A 14,207-nucleotide genomic window follows, 5' to 3' on the forward strand; every position below is an offset into this window, starting at 1 on the left:
GGTGAATTACATGAAAACATCAGTAGTGAATGCAACCTATTATGATGGGAAAGTGTCAAAACCCTTTGTTGCTCAAATCAGCGCAGATGGGGAGCATGCTGTGATTGTGCGTTATGGTCAAGACCTAGAACTAACACAGCATTACACCTATCAAGATATGACGCTGATCGGTGCTTTGGGTGATATTCAGCCAGTGATTGAGTTAAAGGACGATGCTCGTTTAGAGTTTCATCAACCTTTGCCAGAGTGGTTTAATCTCGACGTAAAGTCGCGTTGGCATTCGATTTGGAAGTTAGAACGGTCACCTTCTCTAATCATTTTTAGTGTGATTTTCGTGGTGGCTTTTGCTTTTGTATTAATTAAATGGGGCATACCAGCAGCGTCACATGTGGTGGCTAATCAACTTCCTGAGACAGCGTTAAAGAGTTGGGGGGATCAGGCGGAAAAATATATTATCGATATGACTGAACCCACAAAATTGCCACAAGCACGTCAAGACAAGTTGAAGCAAGAATATCAACAATTGGTGGCTGAAAATCGTCCTGCGAAGTTGTTATTCCGCGGTGGTGGCAGCATCGGTGCAAATGCATTGGCGATACCCAATAACACCATTATCGTGACAGATGAGTTGGTTAAATTAGCGAAAAATGATTATGAGCTCATTGGTGTACTTGCACATGAGCAGGGGCATTTAGTTCAACGCCATAGTTTGCAGCAAAGTTTGTCAGGTTTAGGCATCAGTATTATTTTGTTGATGATAACAGGAGATGGTTCAGATATTCTTACCAGTTTACCGGTTGCTGCGGTGGGTGCGAGTTACTCACGAGACTTTGAATCTGAAGCAGATTTATATGCCCTAAAACAACTTTCAAAACATCAAATTCCAACGGCACATTTTGCAAACTTCTTACAACGTATGGAAGATGAAGCTGATGGTGAAACAGCAAAAGAGAAAGGTGCAGAGGATGGAACTGCCAAAGATCAGAGATCTTGGACAGACTTCTTTGAGTCACATCCAGCAACGAAAGCTCGAATTGATGCAGTCAGAAATTATCAATCACATCAGCATTGAGTGAAAGGAATTAACAATATGGCGACGTAGACTACGGTTCGCGTTGCCATGTTGCACTGAGTTCTTCTTGTCCCATGCGGATCAAATGATCTAATACCACATGTTCCAATTGATCTAGATTTGTACTTGGATCTTGGGCTGAAATCACCACATCTAAAAATGCAGCTTGTGGTAAAAGACTGACCTCTGCAGAGGGCAGTTGAATCTTGAATGCAGTATTTTCTCCAATGATCTGTTCATTGACTTCAAATTTATGTTTCCAATGATTGACTAAGCGCTTAGCAACACGTGCTGCTTGAGCGGTGGTGATGTGTGTTGAACTTTTCATAGTTGCAATTTTATTGTTAAGTCGTCAGTCCTTTAACTTAGCAAAGTACATAGATACCCGTTAAGTCTAAATATGCAACGCTGTGTTTCTATCCCTGAGATATTTATCCATATTAATCACTGATGTTACGCACGCAAAAAATAATTTTGCATTTTTAAAATGATATTTAAGTCAATTCGTCGGAGTCTTACATCTAGGGCTTAAATAAAGGGATTAGCCTTCGGCTGGAGGTACTCTTACGAAACGATGTTTCGCATTAGGCAAAATGAGCAGCGAAGCTTCGCAAGGAAACCATCCTGCGGAGCAATGCTCCTCACCACAATACTCGCTCTCTAGCGTCTATTTATTTAAAGTATTGCAAAAACATTTTTGATGAGAAGTCGTGCTGTCTCAAACAATTGCGGATGACGTTACCGCATATCGTTCCTTTATTTGAATCAAATTCCGCTTCTGATGTTACTGCGTAATATCAGTTCATCCTAGGTTTTTTATTATAGAGATCTCAATCATCAGTATCGAAAAAAACGACTAAGGGCATGGGCAGCGAATAGGGGGACAATTTGCTATAATGCGTCAATCACTCCCTTTTCAAAGCTAGGTTTTTCATGTCCAAGCCATTCTTAATCGCACCTTCAATTTTGTCAGCAGACTTTGCGCGCTTAGGTGAAGAAGTTGAAAATGTTCTAGAAGCAGGTGCAGATGTTGTTCATTTTGATGTCATGGATAATCATTATGTACCGAACTTAACTTTTGGTGCGGGCGTTTGTAAGGCATTGAAAAAATACGGCATTAAGGCGCCAATTGATGTGCATCTAATGGTTTCACCGGTAGACCGTATGATTGGTGATTTCTTGGAAGCTGGCGCAGATATCATCACTTTCCACCCAGAAGCGACTGACCATATTGACCGCTCTTTACAGTTAATCAAATCTGGCGGTGCGCAAGCGGGCTTGGTGTTTAACCCTGCGACACCTCTGCATTATTTAGACTACGTTTTAGATAAAGTTGACCAAGTCTTGTTGATGAGTGTGAACCCAGGTTTTGGTGGTCAAAAGTTCATTCCAATGACCTTGGAAAAGCTGCGTCAAGCACGAAAAATTATTGATGCTTCAGGTCGTGATATTCGCTTAGAAGTGGATGGTGGTGTTACTCCAGCCAATATTCGTGATATTGCTGAAGCCGGTGCAGACATGTTTGTTGCAGGTTCAGCGATTTTTGGTAAGCCTGATTATAAAGCTGTGATTGATGACATGCGTTCAGAGTTGGCAAAAGTGCATGCTCAAGAGGCTTAAGCCTTTGGTTATAAGTTATTCCTCACCTGTGGATAACTATATGGATAACCGTATGGATATCTGTGTAGATAACTATATGGATAACTTGGATAAATTATAAACGATTGTGCATCAATGGCTTAATAATTAGACGTATTAAGTATAAAAAGGACTCAATTGAGTCCTTTTTTTATGGGGTAAAGTGTTTGAAATGCTGTATGTTTATTAATCTATGGTAAATAATTAATCAGTTTAAAAAATAACTTTTATGTTTTAACTGGAAGATATGCGCTGATTTTTATGACAGCGCAATAAATTTAAAACTGTTGTGAATAACTGCACAATTAATTATGCTGTTAGCAACTATTGAGATACGCTGCGACTGGCAAAACACATCATCGATCGCACTGGATAGTGCTTTTAGATATTTCTGAATGTATCGTTCATGATGGATAAATTGGTCGAGCTGCATGTCATGTTGATACAAATGTCATGTGATTGCATTTGAATCGTAAATAATATCATCATGGTGTTTCATGCGGATTTCGGCTGAGCCGATCGCTGATGTTTCTAAAGATGTGTTAATAGGGATATGTTGTCACAGTGCATCATTGGGTTGAATTAGGATACTAAATTGTTCAATTTTTTGCGTAAGCATCTTGGCTTTGCTTGGCTCATGGCGTTTGTCATGGGGTGGAGCAGTGTGGTCAGTGCACAGCAAAATTTTCAACATCAACAAATGATGAACGCAAATGCCCATCAGGCATCAGTTCATGCAGCACATGCTGATCCTTCGCATTTAAATATGACAAATTGCCATCAAAATCAGCGGCAAGCTGTTCCTGAGCATGCAGCACATCATGGCAAGCAGACGACACCTGAAGTCATTTCAATGATGGATTGTCATCAATCTTTAGATGTGACATCTGCACAGCAAGATGGTCTGGTGCATCATTCATCGATACAAAACACAGACTGTCAGGACTGTACACTCGCACATTGCCAAATCAGTACCTCTTATGTCGATAGCGCCTTGGTCGCATTGCAGACCTTCCATGTGCATCACTATGCAGAACCTCCTCGTTTCATTTTTGCTGGACAGCATTTAAAAGGCTTTTGGCAAGAAATTCTAAGACCTCCGCAAGCTTAACCTGAGTATTAAATACGTTTTTTCGTTATTTTATAAAGGTTAAGTCATGTCTAATTTATTTAAATCAGGCCTCGTGTTCGGGGTATGTCTGCTGTCTCCAACGTGGGCGTTTGCAGCCATTAAAGAATATCATCTGAATATTGATGAAAAGACCATCAATTTGACTGGTAAAGCGGTCAAGAAAATCAGCGTCAATGGTCAGTTTCCAGCACCATTACTGGAGTTTGAAGAAGGCGATGATGCGGTCATCCATGTGCATAATCAGCTCAAAAAACAAAATACCTCGGTGCATTGGCATGGTCTATTGCTGCCCGGTTTAATGGATGGTGTACCCGGTTTTAATGGTTTCAATGAAATACAGCCTGATGGTAGCTTTACTTACAAATTTAAAGTCCGTCAAAGCGGAACCTATTGGTATCACGCGCATTCCAAAGGTCAAGAACAAGACGGATTGTATGGCGCTTTGGTAATTTATCCGAAAGGTAAACAATCACTTGCCGCACATGAACAGACACAACGTGATTATGTGGTCATGTTGTCGGATTTTCATGAATCATCTAGCGCTCAGATTATGGCAAATCTGAAAAAGTCTGCCGAATACTATCAAAATCAGCGTGAAACAGTTTCAGATGTATGGACGCAAATTCAACGAACAGGTTTAAAAAACACTTGGAAAGATCGTTCGATGTGGAATCAGATGCGAATGCTGAAAACGGATTTGTCTGATGTCACGGGTTATACGTTTTTAGTGAATGGCAAAACACCACAGCAGAACTGGACGGGGATGTTTAAGCCCAATGAAAAAGTCAGACTTCGTTTTGTAAATGCTGCGGCCATGTCGTTTTTTGATGTGCGTATTCCTCAGCTCAAAATGACGGTGGTCAGTGCAGACGGCCAAGCGGTCAAACCGGTCGCTGTGGATGAATTCCGCATCGGTGCTGCAGAAACCTATGATGTGATCGTAGAGCCTAAATCTGCGCATTATCAGATTGAAGCTGAGTCGATCGATCGGACTGGATTTGCGATTGGCACTTTACATGATGAAACGCAGCCTCAGCACTCAGGTATTCATATACCAAAAGCACGGCCACGCGCTTTGCTGACCATGGAAGATATGGGGCATGGTTCAATGTCAGGTATGGACCATAGCAATATGGGACATACTGCTACAGGTTCAACCCAAACTTCAGCAATCCAGCAAGTGAATGCTCATGAGCACAACATGCATACTGTCGATCCGTCAAAGATTCAGCCGAATCAAGCACATGATCATGCAGCTATGGGACATGACATGGATCATTCTCCAGTGACTGCGCATACTACTATGCAGCATCCAGATATGCATAAACAGAATATGTCTGATTCAGCGCATGCCAATATGGATCATAGTGTGATGGATCATTCATCTATGAACCACTCCTCAATAAACTCATCCATGAAACATGATATGCATACAGCGATGGAGCATGCACAGTCTAAAGAGGAGAAGCAGGCAGTTGAAAATTCAGCAACGGTTATGGGTTGGGCCAATGCATCAACACCTATGGGTGATAAGGCACTGCAATATAGTGATCTAAAAGCGTTAACCCCGCAGCCTGATACACGTGAACCGACGCAAGATTTGGTCATTCATTTGGGAGGAACGATGGAACGCTATATGTGGACCATGAATGGCAAAAAATTCAGTGAAGCTGAACCACTAAAGGTGAAATATGGTGAGAGAATCCGACTGAAATTTGTCAATGACAGCATGATGGCGCATCCGATGCATTTACATGGCATGTTTATGCAATTGGAAAATGGGCAAGTATCTTCTGAAATGCCAAATAAACATACGGTGATTGTGCCGCCGGGGAAAACTGTCACGGCTCTGTTAACGGCCAATGAATTAGGGGAATGGGCGATTCATTGTCACTTGCTGTATCACATGTCCGCAGGGATGATGAATAAACTTGTGGTCGCAAATGTCGCGGAGAATACGAAAACAGCATCTGTGCCGAAAAAGGAGGTGTCTCATGCGCATCATTAAATCATGCACATATACAGTACTGAGTTTAGGTTTGGCATCGGTCACTCAAATGACCATGGCGCAAGATGCACATCACAGCATGTCGATGTTAGCTCAACATGAGTCGCATTCCTCACATGATTCGTCGCATCAAGTGATGCAAACAAGGATCGAATCGAACAAGATGGAGCATACTGCAGAACATGCAGAACATGCAGAACATGCAGAACATGCAGAACATGCAGAACATGCAGAACATGCAGAACATGCAGAACATGCAGAACATGCAGAACATGCAGAACATGCAGAACATGCAGAACATGCAAATGCATCATCTATTGCGTCACGTGCTGCTTCTGCGCAGCATCCTGTTGATCATAAGCGTGAACATGGTGGACAGATTTATCAAGCGACTGAGATAGACAATCGATGGCTCAATAATGCCGATGGCCGTGGAAGTTTAAAGACCGAAATTGAGAGTCGAATCGGGACCGATGAAAATAAGCTCTTCATCAAATTACATGCGGATAAAGCAGAATCTCAAGATGCAGATTATGCGGCTCAATTGATGTATAGCCGTATGATCTCCGACTTTTGGGATGCGCAAATTGGTGCGCGTTATCGGGTCGATGAACATCAAGTGACGGACAAAGAACAGTTAGATGCTGTGGTGGGTTTGCATGGTCTGGCACCGTATTTCTTTGAAACCGATGCTTATTTATATCTTGGTGCAGATAAACAGGTCAGTTTTTCTTTAGAAACCGAACGTGATTTGCTGCTGACCCAAAAATTGATTTTAAAACCATATTTGAACCTAGATGTGGTGCTGAGTGATGACTCTGCTTATGCACAAAAAACAGGACTCAGTTCTGTATGGCTAGGGCTAGAAACACGCTATGAAATCAATAAAAAGCTGATGCCCTTTATCGATGTTGCTTACAGCTACGAAAAAGGAAATCAGCATACGGCATGGCAAGCTGAAACTGGAAGTGAAAAACACTGGTGGTATGGCGCAGGCCTTCGTCTGAAGTTCTAATCGGCGAATAGACCAAATAAAGAGGGCATCATCAACTGGTTTTGGTGGTGCCTTTTTTATCTCTGAATCTGTCCTTTGACCAGACATGCTATGTTTTGGCGCAATTCATCTGCACAAGTTTTTTCCTTAACTGAATAACGCCCTGAATTTGGTCAAAAAATGTAAAGACTGCACTAAAATTCAGCATATTTGCTATACTGAGACAATATTCGGAGGAACGACCTCCCTTACATCTTTGTTCGAAGCCAGTAAGAAAAATCGTCAGGACGACCTGACTCTACTAATATGGAGGAAGGCATCATGGCCTGGGTTGTTCTAGTATTCGCTGGTATTTTTGAAATCGTTTGGGCCTATTCGATGAAGCTCTCAGAAGGCTTTACAAAACTTGGCCCAAGTTTAGTTACTTTATTTTTTATGATCCTGAGCTTTGGTTTATTGGCCTATGCCATGAAAACGTTGCCTCTGGGAACAGCTTATACCATTTGGACAGGAATCGGCGCGATTGGCTCATTCCTCGTGGGTATTTTTATACTCGGTGAGCCTGCAACTGCCATGCGGATGTTAGCCGCAGTACTGATCATTTCGGGTCTAATCTTGATGAAATTATCTTCAAGTTAATATGTTCTAAAGCACAGCGGTCATTGATCCCTGTGCTTTTTTTATGGGTAAAAATATGGCTTGGGTTTTATTAATTGTAGCGGGATTACTTGAGGTGGTTTGGGCCTATTGTATGAAAGTCTCTGAAGGCTTTAGCAAACTGACGCCAAGTATTTTGACCATTATTTTCATGATCGCAAGTTTTGCTTTATTGTCTTATGCAATGAAATCCTTACCGTTGGGTACAGCCTATACGGTGTGGACCGGCATAGGTGCAGTGGGATCATTTATCCTCGGCATCGTTGTATTGGGTGAGCCTGCCAATGCCATGCGCATGCTAGCTGCAGTACTGATTATTTCAGGACTGGTCTTGATGAAATTATCGTCCTCCTGAATAATGAAGTGCTGCGATTATGAGCTTGGAGTATCTCATGCAACTTTCTTATCAGTTTTTAAATTCGCCCGTTGGACAATTAAAACTTGTTGCACATGAAACCGCATTGGTGGCTGTTCTTTGGGAAAATGAAAACCCAAATCGTGTGCGATTGGCGGCTTTGGTTGAAGATCTACAACACCCGATTTTGCTCAAAACCGCACAGCAATTAAATGAATATTTTGCGGGTAAAAGACAGCAATTTGACTTGCCGCTAGACTTTGAAGGTACCGCATTTCAGCAACAAGTTTGGCAAGCTTTATTGACGATTCCTTTTGGAGAAACTCGCAGCTATAAACAAATTGCAGAGCAGATCGGCAATGTCAATGCCGTACGTGCTGTCGGTGCAGCCAATGGTAAAAATCCAATTTCAATTATTGCACCTTGTCATCGTGTCGTGGGCGCAAATGGAAAATTAGTGGGTTTTGCGGGTGGTCTAGAAAATAAAGAAATATTGTTAAAAATTGAGAAATTACAATAAAATAGAAAATATACTTATTTAAAATAATGAATCAAATTAATGAATATTTCTCAAATCTTTGCACCCCTCATTTCGACGTTGTGGTGGCTAATTCCATTGTTACTGATTGTGGGGGCAATCAAAGCATTTAAACCTTATTTAAAGGGGAAAATGGGGGAGTTTGCTGTCGCCGTTCATGTCAAACTTTATTTGAAAGACCATTATATATTGTTAAATGATTTGACCTTACCAGATGGCGAAGGAGCTACAACTCAAATTGATCATCTTCTTTTAAGCCCATTTGGTGTGTTTGTGATTGAAACTAAAAACTATAAGGGTTGGATTTTTGGGAATGAAAGAAAAAATAATGGACGCAAAAGATTTATAAAAAAAGTTTTAAATTTCAAAATCCAATTCACCAAAATTATAAACATATGAAAGTGTTAGAACAGGTGTTGAGCGATATTCTGGATAAAGACAATATGCATTCTGTGATTGTTTTTATGCCTGAAGCGGTGTTTAAAACAGAGATGCCGTCGAATGTTTTTCGGGGTACAGCTTGGGTGGACTATGTTCAAACTTTTCAGCAACCCGTGCTCTCTGAAATGAAACTTAAACGAATTCAGTTGCGTTTAGAAAAAGAAATTTTAGAAAAATCATGGAAAACAAATCGACAGCACGTTGAAGATTTAAATCAACGGCATAATTCATAAACTTCCTGTATGCTGTGGATTGTGAACAGTATCTGACTGATAAAAATAGACGGACAATAACAATGAACGACACGCTTCAACATCTTTATGAATCGACTTTAGATCATCCTGAGCAATACCAAGACTTTTATCAGCAACTTTTAGCCAGCCAAGTATATTGTTTGGGTGAGCGTGATACAGAGCAGCATTTACATTTTCAATTGATGGAAACGGAGCAAGGCGAGCAAGCCATTCCATTTTTTCTGAGTCTTGCGATGCTTCAACAGGATGTTGGTGCAGATGCAGAGTTTGTCATGATCAGTGCTGAAAAATTATTTGCGATTACCAAAGGCGCAAGCTTGGTGATGAACCCGACTTCGGAACATCCTAAAGAGTTCTTGGCAGATGAGATCGACGCAATTTTAGAGTTTGCCAAACAACAAAGCCTTTGAACACTGTAGGTATAATCAAAGGCTCTGCGGCTACGCTTAGATAGGTGTTTTCACACTTTTTCGTTTTCATATTGGGCGATGTGCTTTAAAACTTACATACCGGCTTTGAGTTTTTCCACGATTTCATCAAGTGGTTTGACACGTTTTACTTCATCCCAAAGGACTTTGGCTTCTGGATAGTGCTTCGACATCATGCCGAGCCATTGTTTATAACGACCGACCATATTCATTTCTTTTTTATACGAGCCGTTTAAGAAACGAATTTGTAATCCAAGTAATTCATGCCATGTAATCTGCGGTTCATCGGTATTACGACGGATACACTGTGTAATGTCAGGAGTGGTCACCGCAGCACGACCAATCATTAGGTCTTCACAACCAGATTCGAGTTGGCACTGTTTGGCATCGGCATTATTCCAAATTTCACCGTTGGCAATCACATTGATTTTCAATGCTTTACGAATGGGTTGCAACTGATCCCAAAAGGCCGGCGGGGTATAACCATCGGCTTTGGTTCGCGCATGGACTGTAACCCATGCAGCTCCAGCATCTTCGATGGCATGCGCATTTTCCATAGTGAAGTTACGGTCCATATAACCCAAACGCATTTTTGCTGATACAGGAATATGACTCGGAACAGCATCACGCACAGCTTTGACTAACTCATACACCACTTCAGGCTCATCCAGCAGAACTGAACCACCACGGTGGCGGTTGACGGTTTTTGCAGGGCAACCAAAGTTCATATCAATCGCAGGGGCACCAAGTTCTACCGCGCGTACAGCATTTGCCGCGAGCATAGTGGGATTGTTACCTAAGAACTGCACATGAACCGGTGTTCCTGCTGCAGTTTTGCCTTCATTGTTTAGTTCAGGACAATAGCTATGATAAATATGATCGGGCAGGACAGAGTCCGTGACACGGATAAACTCGGTTACACACCAGTCAAAACTCCCCACATGCGTCAACACATCTCGCATAATTGGGTCGGTTAAGCCTTCCATCGGCGCAAGAACAAGTTTCACGGTCACACAGCCAAAAATTGAAAAACGGAGTTATACGTGGTTTTGAAAGGGATGTCTAGGTTTTGTGCTTAAGGTGACGCGGAATACGAAATGACAAGATTTTATGTAACTATTTGGTGAAATTAGGACCAAAGTCGTAAAGTATTGACTGACATAAAACTTTAACAATAAAATGAGTAAATACATATGGATAGTAATAATAAGAAGATGGCTTATACTGTTGTTTTTTAATGGAATCAACAACATATACTGTGCTTGAATCTTTTAAGATTTCATGTATGATGGCTGCAACTAGAAAAAAAGTATTGTTTCGTAAATTTTCTTTAAGTATCGCAGTGTTAGTCATAATCCTTCGTTTTTTACAGAAATGAAGTTCAATTCTTTATTATTTTCCAAGTTATAGTCAGTCATCATCCAATGGCTAAATCAACAAATTAATAGGTATTATTATGTCTAATACAGTTACTGGTACAGTTAAATGGTTCAACGAAACTAAAGGTTTCGGTTTTATTGCACAAGACAACGGTCCTGACGTTTTTGCTCACTTCAGCGAAATCACTGGTTCTGGCTTCAAAACTTTGCAAGAAGGCCAAAAGGTTTCTTTCAGCATCGCTCAAGGTCAAAAAGGCCCGAATGCTGTAAACATCGTTGCTCTATAATTTAGACGTAATGAAAAAAAAGCGCTGTATAGCGCTTTTTTTATGCCTGTTGTTTTTATGTGAATAATCAAGCTATAAAAAAAGAGAGCTGTAGCTCCCTTCTTGATAAAACTTACTTTTTGATAAAATATTAAATCGTTTCATCGTCGACTTAACGGCCCAAAACCATTTCTAAAATAAACTTAGATCCAATAAAGCCAACTGCCAAGAGACAAAAACCAATAATGGTAAAGCGAATAGCTTTTTGACCACGCCAGCCAAATCGATAGTGTCCAATAAGCAAAGCTCCATAGACGAACCATGAAATAATGCTAAAGGCAGTTTTATGCGCCAAATGCTGTGCAAAGAAGTTATCGATGGTGAAGAAACCAAACCCAAGCGCCACGGTCAGTAGTGCAAATCCAGCAATCAATAAATCAAATAGCAAAGATTCCATGGCTTGGAAGGATGGAAGTAGGCTCACCCATACACGCTTTTTCTGCTTGTTTTTTAGTTCACGGTCTTGTAAACGCAAAATAACCGCTTGAATTGTTGCCATCAGCAGGACGGCATATGCGGAAAGTGACAAAATAATATGGATGTCTAAACCCAGTGAATGTTGTTCTATAAATTGATTTTGTCGACTAAATGCAAAGCCCAAAATCAATCCCGTCGCTGCCACAGGAATGCCCAACAGGTTCATCGCAAGCACAGGCCGATAGGTACTAAATAATACACTGAGTAATAGCATGAGACCTGAAGTAAAAGACATCAGGTTGAACACGTCATAGTTCACACCCATAGGCGTCAACATATCGTTATATAAAACACCTGCATGCAATAACATGCCTAAACCAAGTACAACACCAATAAACCAATGGTTCGGCGCACGTTTAGACATTAAATGGCTGAATAAATACCAAAAAGACGTGGTATAAGCGATTAATGCTAGGATCGTGTAAACCAAGGGGAGACTGATCATGTCAAACCTTTTTCAGGATGTTGAATATTCATTTATATAAATTCTGCAAGAACTAAAGTATCCTATAGCATTCTATGCATAAATTTTCTATTTTAAGAAACAATTTTTTGCTCATGGCTATTTTAAGCGGATTTTGCAATGTTTGATACCTTAACAGAACGACTCACGCAGAGTTTAAGAAATGTTACTGGCTCAGGGCAGCTAACCGAAGACAATATTAAAGATACGTTACGCGAAGTACGTATGGCACTTCTTGAAGCCGATGTTGCGTTACCTGTAACTCGTGAATTCATCGCGAAAGTTAAGGAAGAAGCATTGGGCCAAGAAGTGATGACTCAGTTATCACCGGGGCAGGCTTTCGTCAAAATCGTTCATGACGAATTGACCAAAATGATGGGTGAGGCGAATGAAAGCCTAGACCTAGCGGCAAAACCACCAGTTGTTGTGCTTCTTGCAGGTTTACAAGGTGCGGGTAAAACTACTACTGCGGCAAAACTTGCACGTTTCTTACAAGAACGTCAAAAGAAAAAAGTAGCAATGGTGTCTGCCGACGTTTATCGTCCAGCAGCGATTAAACAGCTACAAACAGTTGCAGGTGAAGTTGGCGCGATTTTCTTTGAATCTAGCGCAGACGAAAAACCGATTACCATCGCAAATCGTGCGATTGAGCAAGCAAAAATTCAATTTGCTGATGTCTTGATTGTCGATACAGCAGGTCGTTTACATGTAGACGACGAAATGATGGATGAAATTAAAGAGCTACATGCAGCAATTAAGCCAACTGAAACATTGTTCGTGGTTGATGCCATGACCGGTCAGGATGCGGCGAATACTGCAAAAGCCTTTAACGATGCTTTGCCTTTAACCGGTGTGATCCTGACAAAAACAGATGGCGATGCACGTGGTGGTGCGGCACTTTCTGTTCGTGCCATTACTGGCAAGCCAATTAAATTCTTGGGTATGGGTGAAAAACTCGATGCCCTAGAGCCATTCCATCCTGAACGTATCGCACAGCGTATTTTGGGTATGGGTGATGTACTTTCTTTGGTCGAAGAAGTTGAACGTAAAATCGACAAAGAAAAAGCCGAAAAAATGGCGAAAAAACTGCAAAAAGGCGGTAGCTTCAACTTTGAAGATATGCTTATGCAGTTTGAACAAATGAACAAAATGGGCGGCATGATGGGCTTCTTGGATAAACTTCCAGGCATGAGCAACTCAGGGATTCAAGATGCAATTGCACAAGCAAATCCTGAAAAGCAAGTGAAGAAAATGGAAGCGATTATTCAATCGATGACCATTAAAGAACGTCGTAACCCAGACTTGATGAATCCAAGCCGTAAAAAACGTATTGCAGCAGGCTGTGGTATGGATGTTGCGGAAGTGAACAAACTCATCAAACAACATGCGCAAATGGCGAAAATGATGAAGAAATTTGCCAACCCAACGGGTATGGCAAAAATGATGAAATCATTAGGTAACATGCAAAAGCAATTTGGCGGCGGTGGCATGGGTCCATTGTTCGGCAGTAAAGATCCGAAGTAATTTGGACTTAAAAAAGGCGCATTCAGCGCCTTTTTTTATGGCTAAAACTTGATAAGACCGCATTCAAAAAATTGCTACGAGAATTATAAGTAAGCACTGGATGAAGGAATTTCTATACGAACTGATAAATACCAATTGAGCTAAATCGTTACAAAAACATGCCAAATTGAGATTGAGACCGTGTTGATGACAGGCCTAAAACAGAGGTGAAAGTTTGCCTAACTGCAAATTGAAAGCTTTACCCAAAATAAGCATCAAATAATGAATACACCTCATACGCCAGAGAGCCATAACATCTATCTGATTCATGCTCATCAGGCTTCCCTTAATGAGTATTAGTTTCCTTATTGAGACAAAAGCAGCAAGGGGTAGGACATTATTCTTGGCGCATTGATATGGCAAATGCAGTAAACCAGATTTTGACCATTGTTAGAAGTTTATTTCCCTGCAAATACCTAAGCTCGATGAAAATAAAATTATTATTGTGCACAGTTTGGGTTGTCTGACAGCGCTGTATTGTT

14 protein-coding genes and 1 pseudogene are annotated in these 14,207 nt (G+C 41.0%); 12 read left to right on the plus strand and 3 right to left on the minus strand.

All coding sequences use genetic code 11. The annotated features are described in order from the left end of the window. The first annotated feature begins 10 nt into the window (after window positions 1-10). Complete coding sequence (locus tag M5F03_RS10090) at window positions 11-1,072, plus strand: M48 family metallopeptidase (protein ID WP_249708248.1); 1,062 nt, start codon at window positions 11-13, stop codon at window positions 1,070-1,072. A 31-nt stretch (window positions 1,073-1,103) separates the two neighbouring features. Here the strand turns inward: M5F03_RS10090 and M5F03_RS10095 are convergent, their stop codons facing one another. After that, window positions 1,104-1,400 (minus strand): DUF2218 domain-containing protein, encoded by a 297-nt coding sequence (locus tag M5F03_RS10095; protein ID WP_111884782.1) that lies wholly within the window; start codon window positions 1,398-1,400, stop codon window positions 1,104-1,106. A gap of 605 nt (window positions 1,401-2,005) precedes the next feature. Between M5F03_RS10095 and rpe the strand changes: the two genes are divergently transcribed. The 9 genes and pseudogenes from rpe to M5F03_RS10140 all read left to right on the plus strand — a co-directional run bounded on the left by rpe (window position 2,006) and on the right by M5F03_RS10140 (window position 9,499). Continuing rightward, window positions 2,006-2,692 (plus strand): ribulose-phosphate 3-epimerase, encoded by a 687-nt coding sequence (rpe, locus tag M5F03_RS10100; protein ID WP_078192356.1) that lies wholly within the window; start codon window positions 2,006-2,008, stop codon window positions 2,690-2,692. A 613-nt stretch (window positions 2,693-3,305) separates the two neighbouring features. Continuing rightward, entirely contained in the window at window positions 3,306-3,821 is a 516-nt protein-coding gene (locus M5F03_RS10105; RefSeq protein ID WP_249682833.1) for a hypothetical protein, read from the plus strand. A 46-nt stretch (window positions 3,822-3,867) separates the two neighbouring features. Continuing rightward, window positions 3,868-5,850 (plus strand): multicopper oxidase domain-containing protein, encoded by a 1,983-nt coding sequence (locus M5F03_RS10110; protein ID WP_249708249.1) that lies wholly within the window; start codon window positions 3,868-3,870, stop codon window positions 5,848-5,850. Then, on the plus strand, window positions 5,837-6,865 hold the full coding sequence (locus M5F03_RS10115) for a copper resistance protein B (protein WP_249708250.1): 1,029 nt from the start codon (window positions 5,837-5,839) through the stop codon (window positions 6,863-6,865). The genes M5F03_RS10110 and M5F03_RS10115 overlap by 14 nt, the downstream gene beginning before the upstream one ends. Before the next feature lie 300 nt (window positions 6,866-7,165). Next, on the plus strand, window positions 7,166-7,483 hold the full coding sequence (locus M5F03_RS10120) for a DMT family transporter (RefSeq protein WP_078191168.1): 318 nt from the start codon (window positions 7,166-7,168) through the stop codon (window positions 7,481-7,483). Between the two features lie 55 nt (window positions 7,484-7,538). Continuing rightward, window positions 7,539-7,856, plus strand: a complete 318-nt coding sequence (gene sugE / locus M5F03_RS10125) for a quaternary ammonium compound efflux SMR transporter SugE (protein WP_111884830.1) — start codon at window positions 7,539-7,541, stop codon at window positions 7,854-7,856. Between the two features lie 37 nt (window positions 7,857-7,893). Continuing rightward, window positions 7,894-8,376 (plus strand): methylated-DNA--[protein]-cysteine S-methyltransferase, encoded by a 483-nt coding sequence (locus tag M5F03_RS10130; protein ID WP_180085890.1) that lies wholly within the window; start codon window positions 7,894-7,896, stop codon window positions 8,374-8,376. 39 nt (window positions 8,377-8,415) lie between these two features. Further along, window positions 8,416-9,068, plus strand: a pseudogene (locus M5F03_RS10135) (nuclease-related domain-containing protein). Window positions 9,069-9,130: 62 nt separating this feature from the next. Next, window positions 9,131-9,499 carry an SseB family protein gene (locus M5F03_RS10140; protein WP_180023108.1) on the plus strand — a complete coding sequence of 123 codons (369 nt, stop codon included), beginning with the start codon at window positions 9,131-9,133 and terminating at the stop codon, window positions 9,497-9,499. Window positions 9,500-9,591: 92 nt separating this feature from the next. Here M5F03_RS10140 and M5F03_RS10145 read toward each other — a convergent pair whose 3' ends face one another. Continuing rightward, window positions 9,592-10,524 carry a tRNA dihydrouridine synthase gene (locus tag M5F03_RS10145; protein ID WP_249708251.1) on the minus strand — a complete coding sequence of 311 codons (933 nt, stop codon included), beginning with the start codon at window positions 10,522-10,524 and terminating at the stop codon, window positions 9,592-9,594. Between the two features lie 449 nt (window positions 10,525-10,973). On the opposite strand from M5F03_RS10145, the gene M5F03_RS10150 reads away from it, so the two are divergent. Then, the gene (locus M5F03_RS10150) at window positions 10,974-11,183 is read left to right on the plus strand and encodes a cold-shock protein (protein WP_067761877.1); all 210 of its coding nucleotides are present in this window, start codon (window positions 10,974-10,976) and stop codon (window positions 11,181-11,183) included. A gap of 151 nt (window positions 11,184-11,334) precedes the next feature. Here M5F03_RS10150 and M5F03_RS10155 read toward each other — a convergent pair whose 3' ends face one another. Further along, window positions 11,335-12,144 carry a cytochrome C assembly family protein gene (locus M5F03_RS10155; RefSeq protein WP_078191164.1) on the minus strand — a complete coding sequence of 270 codons (810 nt, stop codon included), beginning with the start codon at window positions 12,142-12,144 and terminating at the stop codon, window positions 11,335-11,337. A 138-nt stretch (window positions 12,145-12,282) separates the two neighbouring features. On the opposite strand from M5F03_RS10155, the gene ffh reads away from it, so the two are divergent. Further along, window positions 12,283-13,686: a signal recognition particle protein gene (gene ffh, locus M5F03_RS10160; protein WP_078191163.1), complete on the plus strand. Its 1,404-nt coding sequence runs from the start codon at window positions 12,283-12,285 to the stop codon at window positions 13,684-13,686. Window positions 13,687-14,207 lie beyond the last annotated feature (521 nt).

It is taken from the genome of Acinetobacter amyesii (assembly GCF_023499985.1).
Taxonomy (GTDB): domain Bacteria; phylum Pseudomonadota; class Gammaproteobacteria; order Pseudomonadales; family Moraxellaceae; genus Acinetobacter; species Acinetobacter amyesii.

What these genes read in the sequence shown, in the direction of transcription:
- M5F03_RS10090 (WP_249708248.1), top strand. Translation starts at nt 11, where the DNA reads ATGAAAACATCAGTAGTGAATGCAACCTATTATGATGGGAAAGTGTCA.
- M5F03_RS10095 (WP_111884782.1), bottom strand. Translation starts at nt 1,400, where the DNA reads ATGAAAAGTTCAACACACATCACCACCGCTCAAGCAGCACGTGTTGCT.
- rpe (WP_078192356.1), top strand. Translation starts at nt 2,006, where the DNA reads ATGTCCAAGCCATTCTTAATCGCACCTTCAATTTTGTCAGCAGACTTT.
- M5F03_RS10110 (WP_249708249.1), top strand. Translation starts at nt 3,868, where the DNA reads ATGTCTAATTTATTTAAATCAGGCCTCGTGTTCGGGGTATGTCTGCTG.
- M5F03_RS10115 (WP_249708250.1), top strand. Translation starts at nt 5,837, where the DNA reads ATGCGCATCATTAAATCATGCACATATACAGTACTGAGTTTAGGTTTG.
- M5F03_RS10120 (WP_078191168.1), top strand. Translation starts at nt 7,166, where the DNA reads ATGGCCTGGGTTGTTCTAGTATTCGCTGGTATTTTTGAAATCGTTTGG.
- sugE (WP_111884830.1), top strand. Translation starts at nt 7,539, where the DNA reads ATGGCTTGGGTTTTATTAATTGTAGCGGGATTACTTGAGGTGGTTTGG.
- M5F03_RS10130 (WP_180085890.1), top strand. Translation starts at nt 7,894, where the DNA reads ATGCAACTTTCTTATCAGTTTTTAAATTCGCCCGTTGGACAATTAAAA.
- M5F03_RS10140 (WP_180023108.1), top strand. Translation starts at nt 9,131, where the DNA reads ATGAACGACACGCTTCAACATCTTTATGAATCGACTTTAGATCATCCT.
- M5F03_RS10150 (WP_067761877.1), top strand. Translation starts at nt 10,974, where the DNA reads ATGTCTAATACAGTTACTGGTACAGTTAAATGGTTCAACGAAACTAAA.
- M5F03_RS10155 (WP_078191164.1), bottom strand. Translation starts at nt 12,144, where the DNA reads ATGATCAGTCTCCCCTTGGTTTACACGATCCTAGCATTAATCGCTTAT.
- ffh (WP_078191163.1), top strand. Translation starts at nt 12,283, where the DNA reads ATGTTTGATACCTTAACAGAACGACTCACGCAGAGTTTAAGAAATGTT.